This is a genomic window from Pedobacter sp. ASV28 (assembly GCF_016428855.1).
Taxonomy (GTDB): Bacteria; Bacteroidota; Bacteroidia; order Sphingobacteriales; family Sphingobacteriaceae; genus Pedobacter.
Genome location: NZ_JAELTN010000087.1, coordinates 1 through 16,052, shown reverse-complemented (window position 1 = coordinate 16,052; position 16,052 = coordinate 1). Strand labels below are relative to the sequence as shown.

General features: G+C 40.8%; 11 protein-coding genes, 1 tRNA gene and 1 pseudogene. 1 reads left to right on the top strand and 12 read right to left on the bottom strand.

The window, feature by feature from the left end; translation table 11 throughout:
* Positions 1–2,091, bottom strand: a 2,091-nt coding sequence (locus JHD79_RS20990) for a TonB-dependent receptor (protein WP_199121320.1), incomplete at its 3' end; no start/stop codon positions are given.
* Positions 2,092–2,180: 89 nt separating this feature from the next.
* On the opposite strand from JHD79_RS20990, the pseudogene JHD79_RS23235 reads away from it, so the two are divergent.
* Positions 2,181–2,303: pseudogene (locus JHD79_RS23235) on the top strand (cold-shock protein); the annotation flags it as partial.
* 43 nt (positions 2,304–2,346) lie between these two features.
* Here the strand turns inward: JHD79_RS23235 and JHD79_RS20985 are convergent.
* The 11 genes from JHD79_RS20985 to JHD79_RS20935 all read right to left on the bottom strand — a co-directional run.
* Positions 2,347–2,646 carry a hypothetical protein gene (locus JHD79_RS20985; protein WP_199121319.1) on the bottom strand — a complete coding sequence of 100 codons (300 nt, stop codon included), beginning with the start codon at positions 2,644–2,646 and terminating at the stop codon, positions 2,347–2,349.
* Between the two features lie 69 nt (positions 2,647–2,715).
* Entirely contained in the window at positions 2,716–3,156 is a 441-nt protein-coding gene (locus JHD79_RS20980) for an Hsp20/alpha crystallin family protein (RefSeq protein WP_199121318.1), read from the bottom strand.
* 340 nt (positions 3,157–3,496) lie between these two features.
* A tRNA-Arg gene (locus JHD79_RS20975) sits at positions 3,497–3,570 on the bottom strand.
* A 193-nt stretch (positions 3,571–3,763) separates the two neighbouring features.
* Positions 3,764–4,939, bottom strand: coding sequence for a mannonate dehydratase (gene uxuA, locus JHD79_RS20970; protein ID WP_199121317.1), 1,176 nt, complete (start codon positions 4,937–4,939; stop codon positions 3,764–3,766).
* A gap of 115 nt (positions 4,940–5,054) precedes the next feature.
* Positions 5,055–7,709: a glycoside hydrolase family 2 TIM barrel-domain containing protein gene (locus tag JHD79_RS20965; RefSeq protein WP_199121316.1), complete on the bottom strand. Its 2,655-nt coding sequence runs from the start codon at positions 7,707–7,709 to the stop codon at positions 5,055–5,057.
* A 48-nt stretch (positions 7,710–7,757) separates the two neighbouring features.
* Complete coding sequence (locus JHD79_RS20960) at positions 7,758–9,980, bottom strand: glycoside hydrolase family 3 N-terminal domain-containing protein (protein ID WP_199121315.1); 2,223 nt, start codon at positions 9,978–9,980, stop codon at positions 7,758–7,760.
* A 38-nt stretch (positions 9,981–10,018) separates the two neighbouring features.
* Positions 10,019–11,266, bottom strand: a complete 1,248-nt coding sequence (locus tag JHD79_RS20955; RefSeq protein WP_199121314.1) for an endo-1,4-beta-xylanase — start codon at positions 11,264–11,266, stop codon at positions 10,019–10,021.
* Positions 11,267–11,360: 94 nt separating this feature from the next.
* The gene (locus JHD79_RS20950; RefSeq protein WP_199121313.1) at positions 11,361–12,986 is read right to left on the bottom strand and encodes a hypothetical protein; all 1,626 of its coding nucleotides are present in this window, start codon (positions 12,984–12,986) and stop codon (positions 11,361–11,363) included.
* 33 nt (positions 12,987–13,019) lie between these two features.
* Complete coding sequence (locus JHD79_RS20945) at positions 13,020–13,922, bottom strand: PorP/SprF family type IX secretion system membrane protein (RefSeq protein WP_199121312.1); 903 nt, start codon at positions 13,920–13,922, stop codon at positions 13,020–13,022.
* Positions 13,923–13,934: 12 nt separating this feature from the next.
* Positions 13,935–15,872, bottom strand: coding sequence for a gliding motility-associated C-terminal domain-containing protein (locus tag JHD79_RS20940; protein ID WP_199121311.1), 1,938 nt, complete (start codon positions 15,870–15,872; stop codon positions 13,935–13,937).
* Positions 15,869–16,052 (bottom strand): hypothetical protein (locus JHD79_RS20935; RefSeq protein ID WP_199121321.1); only part of this gene is annotated, 184 nt, incomplete at its 5' end. The genes JHD79_RS20940 and JHD79_RS20935, both read right to left, overlap by 4 nt.

The following is a 16,052-nucleotide window of genomic DNA, read 5'->3' as shown; positions in this document are numbered from 1 at the left end:
ATAAGAGACAGGTGTATAAGGTGAGCCTCCGGCATAGCGGTATTTCAAACCCAAATCCCAGTTACGCTTCAACTTATAACCCAAAGTAAGTGACAATAAATGTCTGTTATCCCATGACGAGGAGATTAGTTTCTCATTCAATCCGGAAAATTTACTGACCACATAAGAGTAACTGGCCACATAAAAAAAGTTACGAACTAGCTTCTGCTGCACAAACAGTTCTACACCATAGGTTTTTCCCTCTCCCACACTCAGCACCTGCTCACTACCAACAGAAGCATATTCTGCACCCTGGTTAGCCAGGGAAGTTCCGTTGGTTACAGAAACCGGATAATTGCTGTACCGCTTATAGAAAGTCTCCAAAGTAAACCTCAAATCATTTCTAGGCAAAAACTGGGTTCCAAGCACATAATGTGTCGACTGGATGTAATCCATATTTTTATTCACCGCTGCTCCACTATTGTCCAGATAGCCCAACATGGTGTACGTCGGAATTTTGAAATACGTCCCCACCGAAGCGCTGACATCCCATTTCGAGCTCAGGTGATAAGCTAAAGACAAACGGGGAGAAAGCGTTTTTAAAGGATCATCACCCTCATCAGTGAAGCTATTCAAATCAGAACGGATACCGGCGGAAAGTAATAACTTTTCACGAAACAAGTTCTTTGAAGCCTGAAAAAACACACCATATTTCCAAAAATCTATATCATTATTAAACCTGATCACCTTTTCCGGTACAACCACATCACCCTGTGCATTGGTAATTTCATTGGAAATCTTATTAAACAACGCTGTTCTATAAGCAACTAGTTGAGTCATCAATCCGGCAGACAACTTCCAGCCATTCACAAATTTATTAATATCGAAACGGAACTTATTTTCGTTTTCCTGAGATTGAACACTCAAACTCCTTTTACTTTCCTGCTGAAGTTCGTCCTCAAATTTATCCAGACTATTGTCAAATACATTTCGACTGAGCGTAAAATTCAAATAACCATTTTCAATCTGATGGTTCAGGTTAAAACCTACGGTATAATTCCACTGATTGATATAAGGCGTAGAACGCAGCACATAGGTATTTTCTAAAGTCGATTTTTTAGTTGGGGCAAAACTAAAACGGTCAATGGCACCCAAGCCTATAGCCGTAAGCTTGGTTTTAGCATTAAATTTATGCGTTACCTTATATTGAAAATCATCAAAATCAGGGCGGATGGGTAAATCAATCAATCTAAATAAAAAGCTGAGGTAAGATTTACGGGCCGAGGCCAGAAACGTCGTATTTTTTGACAAAGGGCCTTCTAAAGTAAGGGCCGTCTCGGTAAAACTAACCCTGGCATTACCAGCCAATCTTTCTGCATTACCTTCTCTTTGTTTGATCACAAAAGTCGAGGCCAGCGGATTGTCGTATCTGGAATCAAAAGCCGAGGAACTCAGTTTTAAACTCTCAATAAAAGAAACATTGAGGATGCCCTGAGCACCTCCGGAACTACCTTGGGTTTGAAAATGATTCAAGACCGGTATCTCTATCCCATCCAGATAATACACATTTTCATTGGGGGCTCCACCCCTGATAATGATATCGTTCCGCTCACCAACGCCATTACTGATGCCAACACCCGGAAGAGTCTGCACCACTTTAGACACATCAAAATTGCCGCCCGGACTGCTTTTTATTTCTTCTGTTGTCAATTGCTGCACAGATAAGGGCGTTACCATATCAGTGGCCACCGCAGACTTTCCTTTACTAAAACTGATATTAACTTCTTTCAAACTAGTTAATTGAGGCTGAAGTTCAAAATTAACCAATTGTGGACTACCACTACCCACCACAATATTATATTTCAACTGGGTTATATAACCAATATTGCTGGCAGAAACTTTATAAGTACCCACTGGAACACTCATGCGAAACTGACCCGTAGAATCGCTCAAAGAGCTTATGGAAAAGCCATCAACGGTAATTGTAGCGCCAGAAAGTAATTTCCCCGTATTTAAATCCTGTACAGTACCTGTTATTAATCCGGTTTGTTGCGAAAATACAGGATTACAAATCAATAAAGCTACGATGATTAAGAGATATCTAAGTGTCAATTTCAATGGTTTTAAAGGTGAACAAGATAGCTTGCAAATATATCATTTCTGCCACTACCATAGAATCGTAATCCTCATGGTTAAGATAAGATGGCGAAATCTCTGTTCATTCATCAGGTTTAATGGATAACATTCTTGAGCATGATTCGATAAGCTACGACATCGAGCAAGGTAAAAAAGGCTTGAATGCAATTAATGTTAAGATCAGCTAATTAGATTTCCTTCTTAATTGATAAAAAACTACTAGTAAAATACTCATAACGATCCATTCTGCTCTAGATTCAGCTCTTTAAAAACTTCTTTAGTGATTATCTTGGTATTATAAGCCAGATGCTCCCAATTGCAATGCAGAATAGATATTGGATAGGGAATACCATTTTGCCTTTTGGTCAGATCCATACTGATCACAGAATTTTCCTTTATTTCTCTTTCTCCCTGCATCAAATCAAAAAGACCTTTGGCGAATTTCTCATTTCGCCCCAAATAGAAGCTGGCATAAGTTTCAAGGCCCTTAATGGTTTTCATATTTAATGAAATTTCAAAAGAAGTTTCCATAGCACCAAATTAAAAAAGAGAAGCCGTCCCATTTTGGGACAGCTTCTCGGAGTTAATCTTTAAAGGAAATTATTTAATTTCTATCTGACGGCTTACTGTTTTTGCCTCTTCTCTTTTTGGAATGTTAATCGCTAAAACGCCATCGTTATAAGTTGCCTGAATGCCGTTTTCATCAGCACTTTCGGGCAAGGTAAACGAACGCACAAAAGAACTATAGCTGTACTCACGTTTGGCGTAATTCCTTTCCTCTTGCTTGTCTTCTTTGCGTTGCTCTACAGCAATACTCAATACATTCCTTTCAAGGTTTAGCTTGAAATCTTCTTTTTTAAGTCCCGGAGCTGCTAATTCAACATGAAAATGATCAGCACTTTCACTAATGTTTGCAGCGGGCACACGGGTAACCATTCGGTCTGCAAAAAAAGTGTCATTGAAAATGGAATCAAAAACATCATTAAAGCCTGGCATTAATGAATTTCTTTTGTTTTCTGGATTAAATTTAACCAATGTCATGGGTTTTTCCTCCTTAATTTGATTTAATGATTAAAACTTATAATTAATTAAACTCTCTGAACTTGCGTTCGACTTGAACATTACAACATAAATGCCAAATAGATTTTTGGGTAAAGAGGCTGAAAAAATTTCAAAATTTCTGAAAAATATTCAGTTTTCAACTGTCAAAAATTCAGAAATCAAAGTCAATCAATCCAGAATCTAATCAGTTTTTCGATGGGAAACAATACAGCATGCTAAATGACAAGCGTCTTTTTTAAGCTCGAATAGTCAATTACAAATCAAATCCGTAAATAAAACTAAAAATCCGCCTTTAAACTTAATTAAAGGCGGATCAATGTACCCCCAACAGGATTCGAACCTGTGACCTACGGTTTAGAAAACCGGTGCTCTATCCAGCTGAGCTATGGAGGCCTCCTGTAATGAAACGTTCAAATGACCGTTTTCATTATGGTGGTGCAAAGATATAATTTCTAAAACAATATTTGAATATTTTTTAAAATTCTTGTCTTTTTAATTGGTTAGTTAGTTTTTTCGGTTTTTAGTTTTTTGGCATATTTTATCACTTTGAATTTTTTACCCTTAAACTTTCAATTTTCCAACCCTGTTAATAATTCCCTGTAACACCTACTTCCAAACCTCTTAATTCGGCAAGGCCACGTAAACGACCAATAGCCGAATAGCCCGGATTGGTTACCTTCGCCAAGTCGTCCAACATTTGGTGTCCATGATCTGGCCTAAAAGGAATAGGTTCATTTCTTTTGGCATTTTCGGCGGTAACGACCTTCATCACTTCGTACATATTTACATCGCCTCCCAAATGGTCTGCCTCGTAAAAATTCCCCTCCTCATCTTTGGCTACATTACGCAGGTGCAAGAAATACACTCTTTCTTTTACAGCCTCAAAAATTTCGACCAGGTTATTTTTTAGTCCCGCGCCCAAAGAACCCGTACAATAGCAAATGCCATTGAATTCCTGATCCACACTTCTTAAGATATCTACCAAATCTTCCTTGGTGCTGGCAATACGTGGAAGGCCCAGAATCGGATATGGCGGATCGTCTGGGTGAATGGTCATTTTAATGCCCAATTCGGTACAGGTATCGGCAATACTCGATAAAAACCAAGCCAGATTAGCTTTTAGGCCATCATGACCAATGGTCTTGTATTCATCAATACTAGCCCTTAATGTTTCTATCTCAATTTCCTTTTCATTTGGAATCCCCATCAACACATTGATGCGCAATAAGTCTAATTCTTCTTTGCTCATTGCCTCGAATCTGGCTTTTGCTTTAGCAATGATGTTTACGCTATAATCGGCTTCGGCACCTACTCTTTTAAAGATATAGAGATCAAAAACAGCTAAATCAGTCCAATTGAAATATAAAGCCTTTGAACCATCTTCCATTTCCAGGTCAAGCTGTGTACGTGTCCAGTCTAACACCGGCATAAAGTTATAACATATGGTCTTCAGGCCACAGGCGGCCAAGTTTCTCAAAGACTGCTTATAATTTTCAATATACACTTCGGCACCTGCCCTACGTGTTTTGATGGCCTCATGAACGGGTACACTTTCCACCACGCTCCAGGTAAGTCCTGCCGCTTCGATTATGGCCTTACGCTCCTTGATATCTTCTAGGGGCCATATTTCGCCATGCGGAATGTGGTGCAATGCAGTAACAATACCTGTGGCTCCTGCCTGTTTAACATCTTGAAGAGATACGGGATCAACAGGGCCATACCAACGCCAAGTTTGTAATAGTTTATGTTTTTGGGTATTCATTTTCTCAATTTATATTGGATATCCAATATTACATATTTTAAAAAAGACCACGATGGCTCTGATCAAAAATAGTTACGGAAACGTTACCATTAACTAAACTTATCATTTAGTATAATTAGTAAATTTTTCTGATTTGCAAAGCATTAAGAATAGAAGTTCCCATTTTGGGAACAAACTTAATATTTATACCATTTTGATCATTTACCATTACTTTAAATTTACTGACAAAAGCTTTTTCCGGCTCTAGATAGTTATTTGTACCCAAATTCTCGAATATTCTTTTGCCATTCACTTCTATATCAAAGCTTCGGAACTCTGCCTTTTCAGTACTGGCTTGTGTAGTGAGGTTATACACCAATTCCTCTCTTTTGATGCTGGATAACAATTCTGCAAATAGTAAACCGATTTCATACTGCCCTATGGGCACATCCAAACGAAATGCCTCTATTCCGGTCCTTTGCGTAGCATATAAAGGATCATCATCGGTATTGAATATATTTTTTGCCGAGCCATAACTTTGCCTCGCCCCCTTGGTGGCAAATACCTCTCCGCCTATATAACCCCAAGAGCCGGGCACATAAGCTTGCTCGGGCAACCATACCTCTCCCTCATTGTCCATATAATAGCGCTGATCCCCCAAACTTACCCTAAGGCTCTCAAACGGAAAATCCTTACTCTTTAAATTACTGACAATAAGCTTAAAAGAAATACTCATCACATCATTTAATTGAGGTATATCCAGAGCATAAACCCTTAACTTATTCTCTCCATGAACAAAAGGTACGTTAAATATTACCCTGCCAAAAACAGCACTTAATGTATCTATAGGTTTACCGTTCTGTTCCAGTACGATCTTTCCCTGATTGGTATAAACCACTACAGGCTGAATACAGTATAACTGATTTTCATTGGCCGCTATACCAACCCTATTTGTCCATAGCCTATCGGCAATTTTAAGAAAAGGTTTTTTAAGCAAATGCGCCTGATAAAAATAATAAGCTGCCTTAGGCTGTCGATCAATGGTCATCAACCCTTTGTTGTTAATATGGGGCATGGTTTCCGCCCTGCCCTCGGAACTGAAGTCTGCCAAGTTCCAAACAGCAGCTCCAGCCACAAATGCCCGTGCCATTATCACTTTAAGATAGGTTTCATGATACTGAGCAGCATACTCTCCTGTTTTATCAAAACGCTGAGGACTAAAAGTATGTAGGCGTGGATCTACATCGGCACCATATTCTGTCACTAGCAGAGGCTTATCAGGCAGTTCTTTGTGATGTCTATCCAGAAAATTAGCAAAACCATCCAGTGTGCCACTGTACCAACCTTGGTAAAGGTTCCAACCTAGCAACTGTGAAATTTGCGTTAAGCCTGCCTTATGGTACAGCTCAAAATCGCCATGATTGGCCATCATGGTATAGCGAGAAGGATCTTCCTTTCTGGTTATACCCTCTAATTCTCGCGCTAGCTGGACCACTTTTCTAATATAGCCATCTCTTCTTGGATCGTCCTTATTGTATTTTATGCGCAGCAATACTTCGTTCATATAGGCCCAGATAATAATACTGGGGTGGTTATAGTTTTGCCTGATCATTTCTACCTGCATTTGCTTAGCATTTTGGGCAAAAGCTTCACTTTCGGTAATCTGGTTTACGATCGGTATTTCCACCGCAGCCAATAGCCCCAACCTATCACAGGCCTGTAGCACAGCCTGATCTTGTGGATAATGTGCCACCCTTAAAAAATTGGCTCCCATTTCTTTAAGCAAAGTTACATCCCTAATATGTAGATCATCTGACAAGGCGTTTGCCTTACCTTTTCCATCCTGGTGCCTGCTTGCCCCTATCAGCTTGTAGCTTTTCCCATTGAGAAAAAAACCTTTTTCTGCATCGAAATTAAACCACCGCAGCCCTAATGGGGTGCTCAGCTCATCTAATATTTCATTTCGCTCAACATCAACCAATGTACTCACTACCTGATATAGATAAGGATTTTCTGGCGACCATAAATTTGGCTTAGCAATATCTTGAAGGTCTACCTCGAAATTTAAGGCACTATGGTTATTCGACTGAAAATACCGAGCATCCTTTGCAACCACCTTTCCTTCTTTATTTAACACTTTAATTTGAAGCAGTATCTTTTTATTAACCAAAGAATTATTAACCAAAGAACCTTTGATATTTACGCTCGCTTTTTGCTCATTTACTTTAGGTGTACTTACAAAAATACAGGATGAAGCATAATTGTCCATATTGAAATGCACCAAAGGAGTAGCTACCAGATATACATCTCTATATATCCCTCCAAAGAAAGTAAAGTCGGCCGTAAGTGGTGGAATATTCTCGTTATGGCTATTATTTACCATTACCTTCAACTCATTATGGCTTCCATTAAAATTCAGCAACGATTTAATCGGCACTACAAAAGCATTATAGCTCCCTTGGTGCAGGGCGGCCTTTTTACCATTTACATATACTTCGGCAACTTGGGCCACTCCTTCAAAGTGCAAGAACACTTCTTTATCTTTCCATGAAGGTGGAATATACAATGCTCTTTTATACCAAGCTTCACCACGATAATAGCCAGGCTCATCATCCAAAACATCTGCTGTATTCCAAGAATGCGGCAGATTGACCTGTTCCCATTGGGTCTTATCGGTCATTTCGCCCTTAACGAATTGCCAATTACTGTTGAGACTATGGCTAATACGCTGTGCCTGTAGATTTAGTGCTACACCAAAGAACAAGATAAATCCAACGATCTGTTTTTTCATCGAGGCATCATTATTTATCGACCTTTTCAAGCTTCAAATTCCACTCCTCTACTTCAATTCAAAGTTTCCTTCCAGCTTAATATCATTAGAGGCCGTACCGATCATGACCTTAAATGTTCCAGGCTCTGTGGTCCACCCTATTTTTTCTTGATAAAAAGCCAGTTTTTCTGGCGTAAGCTCAAAATTGATCACCTTGCTTTCTCCTGGTTTCAGTTTTACTTTCACAAAGTCCTTTAATTCTTTAACGGGTCTTACTATCGAGGCAAACTGATCGTGGATATACAGCTGGGCGACTTCCTCTCCCACTACTTTTCCTGTATTGGTCAGCTTGAAACTCAATTTAAGCGACTGGCCTTTTTGTAAGGTAGCCTGATCCAACTTCAAATCATTATAGGCGAATGTAGTATAGCTCAAACCATGACCAAAAGCAAAACGGGGGTCATTAGGTGAATCTATATAAGCTGACTTATAGCGAATATCGCTAGGCTTGGTTACAGGTCTTCCGGTATTGTAATAGTTATAAAAGATAGGAATTTGACCCACATTTCTTGGAAAGCTGATGGGTAGTTTTCCAGATGGATTATAGTCGCCCACCAATACATCGGCTATGGCGTTTCCACCCTGATCGCCCAAAAACCAAGCATAAACAATAGCATCGGCCTGTGCGGCAATGGTATTAAACACCAATGGTCTACCCGCCATCAATACCACTACCACTGGTTTCCCAGTAGCTTTTACTGCTTTAAATAAGGCTTCTTGTTGGCCCGGTAAACAGATATCGGTACGAGATTTGGCCTCTCCACTCATATCCCAGCTTTCTCCCAACACCATCACTACCACATCGGCATTCTTAGCTGCATTCACCGCCTCGGGAAAGCCGTTAGTCAACGCATCATCTATCCCCGTTCCCTGCGCATAAGATAACTTGACATTTTTAGCATATTTTTTCTGTAGACCTTCATAAACGCTTACCATATTTGCCGTATCGGCATAAACCACCCAACTACCGGCCTGGTCTCTTTTGGCATTTACCAAAGGACCTATCAAGGCTATATTTTTTAATCCTTTACTTAAAGGAAGAGTGGCGTTATCGTTTTTTAACAGTACTATAGATTTTTGTGCAGCCAATTTGGCAATATCCTTATACTTAGGATCATTCATCACTTTAGCCTCACGTTTCTCATCAGAAAACTTGTATGGATTATCGAAAAGTCCCAATTCAAATTTCTTATAGAGTATTCTTCTTACGGCTTCATCTACATATTTGAGGTCTACCTTTCCATTATTGACCAGGTTTTCCAATTCCTTCTTATAGGCCTCGCTCTCCATATCCATATCACTTCCGGCCAATATGGCCTTTTCGGCTGCATAGTTCAGGTTTTTAGCAAATCCCCAAGGGGTCATTTCCTTTATAGAACCCCAATCGCTTACCACAAAGCCTTTATAGTTCCATTGCCCCTTTAAAATATCCCTTTGCAGGTAAGCATTACCAGTAGCTGGTATACCATTAAAGGTATTAAAGGAATTCATGAAAGTAGCCACTCCGGCATCTGCAGCCGCCTTAAAGGGAGGCAGATAGATTTCATGCAGTTGCTGTTCACTTATATCCACCGGATTGTAGTCCCTGCCGGCCATAGAAGCGCCATATGCGGCAAAATGTTTGGCACAGGCCATAATTCGATCTACCGCTCCCAATTGTTCTCCCTGAAAGCCCAATACCCTTGTCTTGGCAATTTGTGCGCCCAGATAGGTATCTTCTCCTGCTCCTTCCATTACCCTTCCCCAGCGCGGATCGCGGGCAATATCTACCATAGGTGCAAAAGTCCAATGGATACCCGAAGCTGCCGACTCTGTTGCCGCTACCTGCGCCGATTGTTTAATGATGTCCAGGTCCCATGATGCAGATTCTGCCAAGGGGATCGGAAAAACAGTCTTATAACCGTGTATCACATCCAAGCTGAAGAGCAAGGGTATTTTTAACCTCGACTGCAAGGCAATGGACTGAATTTCACGGGTATCTTTTACGCCTTTTACATTAAGCATAGAACCCACCTTTCCATTTTTAATATCGTTTAACAGGTAATTTTTCCGATCACTGGCCGGGCCGGTCACTTCCCTGCCCGAATATTGGTTGAGCTGGCCCACTTTTTCGGCAAGTGTCATTAATTTCATTAGGGAATCTACACGTTGGTCAATGGTTTTACGCTGTGCATAACCAGGTAGCGTAAACGACACAACTAAAACAAGGGAGAAGCTAAAAATTCTATTCATCGGGTTATATTAAATGGATATGATTGATATGTTATAGGTTATGGCGTTAACTGCAGATTGAGGCCATCCCTGAAGTTCCAAAAATTCTGTTTCTTTTGGTAGGAGGTATCGAAGAGAGTCGCTTCAGCATTAAGTCCCCAGGCCGAATCGGCATCGCCGATATTCCAAAGCGTAATGCCCCAACGTTGATCAATAGGTACAATTTCCTGGTAGGCCTTGGCCACATTGTAATACAGCGATTTCTGCAGGTTCCTGCGATTGGTCAGATCGGCAGCAGGGACAGCTGTTTCACCCGAGCCTAAGAGGGAAATGTCCAATTCGGCGATATGGACCAAAAGTCCAGTTTCCTTCATTTTCTGTATAGCAGCCTTAATGCTAGTTAAGGGCGTGTTATACCTAATGTGCATTTGCAAACCTACTCCATTGATAATAGGATCACCACCTTCCTTCATTGGTTTCAGTTCCATGACCTTATTGTAGATGGCATTAAGCTTAGCTGTAGAATACTCATGGCCATAATCATTATAAAACAATTTCAGTTTCCAGTTCTGGTTGGCCCTAGCAGCCAAACGGGCATACCTAAAGGCTTTTTCTATATAAATTTCGCCCATATACCTTTTCCATATGCTACCTATATCATTACCTTCCGAATCGAGATTAAGGTTGCCCCTTAAGCTACCATCATCATAGTAAGCTTCGTTAACCACATCCCACGATCTCAATAAAGGTAACAAAGGTGTTCCTCCCTTATAGTAATTGCTATAGAATGCCACAGTCTTATCAATATGTCTTTTCATGATGGCGTTTAAGGTATCGGCCCTGACTCCTACGGGTGTATTACTTTCTACATCTTTTACCCATTGTGGTAAAGCCCGGTGCCATACTAAAGCATGACCATGTATACGTTTTTCACCATAGTCTTTTGCCAGGTTAGGTATCTTTTCGTTTTTTTCTTCTATTCCATTACCGAGTATACCAAAATCCCAAGTGTATTTAGTGGGGTTTAAGCTATTCATCTTCATATCATTTTCTGCGGTGATGCTATTGTAATGTAATTTGGCCAAGTCTTTATAATCGGTATTGCTAAATCTGTTCGAATTAATAGCTGCACCCACTATGATATCTGTATTTACCTCTTGGAGTACCGTACTAACTGTAGCTGTAGTAACATCCATTATTTTTTCTGGGTACAACTGTAGCAAGGTTGTGGTTTCGACCTTTTCCTGTTTTTTGCATGCACCAAGCATTATGCTCAGCAGCATTGCGGCAATAGTTACTTTCTTCATGATTTATATTTGGTTTTGGTTGACTAAGTAACTAAGGCAAGGGATCTTCTTTCTGAGTCCCCTGCCCTTAAAAATAGGTTGTTCAAAAATTATATTACCATACAAATTTCTTCACCTGTCTTCCCTCTGGCGTATTTAAAATGGCCATATTTACACCCTTAACTAATTTTGCCGCCGACAATATCACTTTTTGATATCCCTTTTCCAATGCAATGGCACTCTTTTCTTTTACCGCTCCATTGATGTTTACCAATTCTATCTGTGCATTTTGTTTCTTGGCAGCATAGATATGTAGTTCTACAACAGCACTTGCAGCAATGGCCACCACCTTAAAATCTGTTTGTGGCACTGGAATATTTGCCGAAACAGGGCCAAATAGTTCATTTTGTCCATCAAGATCTACCTGTTGTAATTGATAGTAATTTGTACCTGGCAATGGATTTTCATCTACATAAGCATAATTACTGGCTATACCTGTAGCTTTCACCTCGGCTATTTTAGCAAATTTATTGGCTGTTGAAGAACGTAGAATGTTATAATGTGAGCTATTGCTTTCGCTAGCTGTGCTCCAGTTTAAGCGGATGGCACCATTTTTTTCGTTCGCATTAAAAGCCGTAAGTTTTACTGGCAATATACTGCTACCCGGCGCCATGGTTACCCCACGAAAAGTAGTATTGGCAGGCGCCGTAGCCACCAATGTACCCGTGCCTGTTAACCTGGCACTGTTATCTGCCTCTGTTGCCGTAGTAAAGCTATTCGTATAAGTATACAGTTGCGAAGCATTCGCGCTGCCAGGGTTTGCATAAGTTGTATAATACAACTGTACGCCAGATGTACTAGAATAAGTGCCTGCTATGCTCTTGGTGTTTAAAGGTACTGCTATATTTCCAAATTCTACCCAATCGGTACCCCCAGCGTTTGATCGGTATTTCTTGAGCAAAGGACTACCAGCATTATCATCCAGTACATACATTAAAGTTCTACCAGATGAAGATTTGAATACCAAAGCCTGATGCGCATTTACTAAAGGTGCTCCTCCAGGTATATTTGGAACAGCGGTGAAAGTGGATAAGGTGGTAGGTAGGTTGATACTTGGTACCGATGTGCTCCCAATCGGTGCAAATATTTTAGTAGCTACTGTTGGCCCAGCGCCATAAGAAGTTTGGGCAATGGTGAGCACCCTTGGTGCATTTTGCTGATCAGACACCCTAGTTGAACTGGTGTTGGTACCCAATAGTTTATATCTTACCCCATTCTGGAAGCCATTAAAATAAACGGCAGTACCTTCTACTACTGCAGAACGTGGCGTACCTATGGCATCGGCCGCAGCGACCAAGGTATTGGCACTCCATATACCTGCTGCATTTAGTGTACCAATGACAAATTCTCCGGCCTGATCTGGATTATAGCCGATAATAGATAAAATACTTCCATCTCTAGATAACACAGGATAGCCTTCTCCTTCATAGGTACCATCTGCTTTAAGGCCTAGGCCTTCGAAGCCGTAATTTCCACCATTAACCGTTCTTGGAATGGCAATGGTTTTTACAAAAGTTCCGCTTGGTGTATATTCGTCAACAAATACAGCTACACGTTGTCCGTTGGTCATGGCCGTACCTTCTCCATAACGATAGACAGCCAAATTACCCGCTGTAAATTGGGAAAAGGCCTGGAATGTTCCCAAGGTCGTTAACATTAAAATAAGTAGTTTTTTTTTCATACTGTTCAGATTTAAGTTTATAATTGGTGCTTGTTATTTCTTTTTTGCCTTGTTCAACATCAATCCCAATCCTATCTCAAAATCTCCACCTGTAAACGAACGAATGGCAGATGGTCCTAGGCTATATATCCCAGTAATCTTGAACTTATCATTATACTTAAAGCCCATACCGAACGTGGCATTATGCGTACTATGGTATAAGCCAAAAACATTAAATTTTTCCTCATAAGCCAAATCAAATCCACCTTCAACAATATTGTCCATTCCCTTAATGCCACGATATACCACCTTAGGTTCTACGGATAAATCATCGTTTACCTTAATTTTATAAGCGGCAGCAGTAAAAAATGTAGCATAGTTGATCCCTTCTATAAAATTAGGATCGGTATTGAGTGCATTGTTCAAATTGAGCAGCGTGGCCTGTATGGTTAAGCTATTATCTGTATAGGCTACACCAAAATCACCATCTAACCTATAACCCCGGTCATTAAAACGGTTAATCACCGGATCAAAACCTTCTGCATCGATATCTTCTCTATTTACATACTGTCTTGAAAGCCCTACGGAAAGCCCAAAATGTAGCTTGCCCGAATTAGATACCGGCATATGATAAGCATAGGTACCCATGATCCGGCTAAAGTTGATCAGGCCGCTTTTAGATAAATCGATATTCAAACCTATAGCAGCCTTATCCGTATAGGCATATTCTCCCGTAAATACCTGGTAAATGGGAGCGTTGGGCACTTCATTAAACTGTTTTCTGTATAATAGATTTAAATTGATTTCGCCAAATGTTCCGGCCATGGCCGGATTGCCCAAATACTGATTATAGAAATACATATTGCCCATGGGACTGAGTTGAGCACCCGCATTTATATACATACCCATAAGCACTCCAAGCAAGAGCAGGTATTTTTGATATATTGTCTTTTTCATTCTACGCTGTAATTAGTTATTCATCATGGTAAGTGAACCCTTCTTTTTGGGCAAACCTGCGCCAAAATCAATAATGTAGTAATAGGTATCTTCCTTTAAGGAGGAACCTGCTACTTTACCATCCCAATCGTTATTGTATCCTTTTTTGCTAAAGATGACACGACCTGTCCTATCGAATACACGTACAGTACTTTCTGGATATAGGTCTATATTTTTGATGATCCAATAATCGTTGACCCCATCGCCATTTGGAGAGACCAGGTTAGCAGCTGTAACCAGGTTATAGTTATCGTTTACGGTAATGGAAAACTCTGCTATGGAACTACAGGCACCATCATTAGATACTGTAACCTTATAAATGGTATTTATCTGCGGCCTCACGATAAGTTCGGCATTGCCAGTGGAACCTATAATGCCATTGGCAGTTTCCCATTGGTAATGGGTACCGCCCGATGCGGTAAGCCTAACCGTAAGGCCCTTATCGACCACATTGCCTCTATCAGATACAATCGTGGCTACAGGTATTTCGAAAACTTGGAGGTTAAAAGTTTCTATACTCGTATCTACTCCACCATTTGCCGTGCCCCCATTATCCTTAAGGGTAAGGGAAATAGCTGCCGTTCCTATCGCATTAGCCTTAAGCTTATAGCGAATTTCGCCATTACCAGCGCCCAATAAGTTAACCTCCAAACTTTGGAACAAAGCCATATTGTTGGAAGTAACCGTAGCCGTTAAAGTCTGTGCGGTTTCAGGGCCAGGTGTAATACCAGTAAGGGCAATCACGTGTTCATCAGTTCCTGCACATACGGCCTTATTACCAATGGCCGTAATGGTTGGTGCTTCATTTACATCCTGTATGGTAATCTGGAAAGTCTCTTCGTAAATGAAATTTGAAGAGGAAGTTGCCCTTACCCTTATTTGATAGACTTCTTGTGCCTCATAATCTAGTATAATATTATTTTGCAGCGCATTTCCTATTATCCTAAATTTCGCATTATCTGTATCCCCAGTTCCGGCTACCAATGTATAAGCTACATTAACTGTATTTAATGGCAACACCGAAAAAGTACCCGCAACCGTACCTATGGGTTGGTTTTCATATACCGTTACACCAGTAAAGTTTAAGTTAGTGATTAAACCAGCTCCCAGCTCTGCTTTTGCCGTATTGGCATAAATAGAGCGACTGCTACCTTCAATTGCCCTAACTCTATAATAATAGGTTGTTCCTGCGGTAATGGTATTATCTGTATATTCTATAATATTTTGCGCAACGGTGGTTAACAGGCTAAAATTAGTTCCATCGGTAGAGCGTTCTATTTCGAAACCACTTTCGGTAGTAGAATTGTCTACCCAATTTAGTTTCACTTGGGTTAAAGAGATCACGTTTGCCACCAACGACGAAGGAGCTTTGCTATATCCCGGAACAAATGTTACTCCCCTAAAGGTAGTATTGGCTGGTGCTGTGGCAATGAGTATTGGCGTTTCTGTTAATTGTTTTGTATCGTTGTTATTGTTGGTAAAATTGTCGCTCAATGTATACAAACATGAATTCTGACTACCAGGAGTACCCAATGTGGTGAAGTAAAGTTTTACACCACTGGCATCAAACTTTGCTGCCAGATTTTTAGTTGTTGCAGGCACACTTACACTTCCCAAAGCCAACCAATCGCTACCGCTTGCATTTGATCTGTACTTTCTAATTACAGGTGCAGTACCTGCCGCATTTCCATCATCTATGAGATATACAAATGTTCTACCATAAGCCTTAATTGCTATGGCCTGATGAACATTAAAGGGTAAAGTAGCGGTCGGAAAATTTGGAGCAGTTGCAAAATTAACCGAGGTAGTTGGCAAAGGCGATGCACTGGCCAACTGTGTCGTAGTACCTCCTATTGGCGCAAATATTCTAAGTCCTTCAGTTGTGCCATAAATGGTTTCGGCAATACTCAATACCCGTGGTGCCGCCTGTCCTGAAGCTGTCTCTTATACACATCTGACGCTGCCGACGATCGAGCCAAAAAAAAATTTTTTGGAGGGGGGGGGGGGGGTGGGGGGGGGGGAGGGGGGGGGGGGGGGGGGGGGGGGGGGGTGAGGGGGAGGGGGGGGGGGGGGGGGGGGGGGGGGGGGGGG

Bases quoted from the DNA above. Each gene is read 5' to 3' on its own strand.
- JHD79_RS20950 (WP_199121313.1), bottom strand. From the start codon at position 12,986: ATGAAAAAAAAACTACTTATTTTAATGTTAACGACCTTGGGAACATTC.
- JHD79_RS20960 (WP_199121315.1), bottom strand. From the start codon at position 9,980: ATGAATAGAATTTTTAGCTTCTCCCTTGTTTTAGTTGTGTCGTTTACG.
- JHD79_RS20965 (WP_199121316.1), bottom strand. From the start codon at position 7,709: ATGAAAAAACAGATCGTTGGATTTATCTTGTTCTTTGGTGTAGCACTA.
- JHD79_RS20985 (WP_199121319.1), bottom strand. From the start codon at position 2,646: ATGGAAACTTCTTTTGAAATTTCATTAAATATGAAAACCATTAAGGGC.
- JHD79_RS20955 (WP_199121314.1), bottom strand. From the start codon at position 11,266: ATGAAGAAAGTAACTATTGCCGCAATGCTGCTGAGCATAATGCTTGGT.
- JHD79_RS20980 (WP_199121318.1), bottom strand. From the start codon at position 3,156: ATGACATTGGTTAAATTTAATCCAGAAAACAAAAGAAATTCATTAATG.
- JHD79_RS20945 (WP_199121312.1), bottom strand. From the start codon at position 13,922: ATGAAAAAGACAATATATCAAAAATACCTGCTCTTGCTTGGAGTGCTT.
- uxuA (WP_199121317.1), bottom strand. From the start codon at position 4,939: ATGAATACCCAAAAACATAAACTATTACAAACTTGGCGTTGGTATGGC.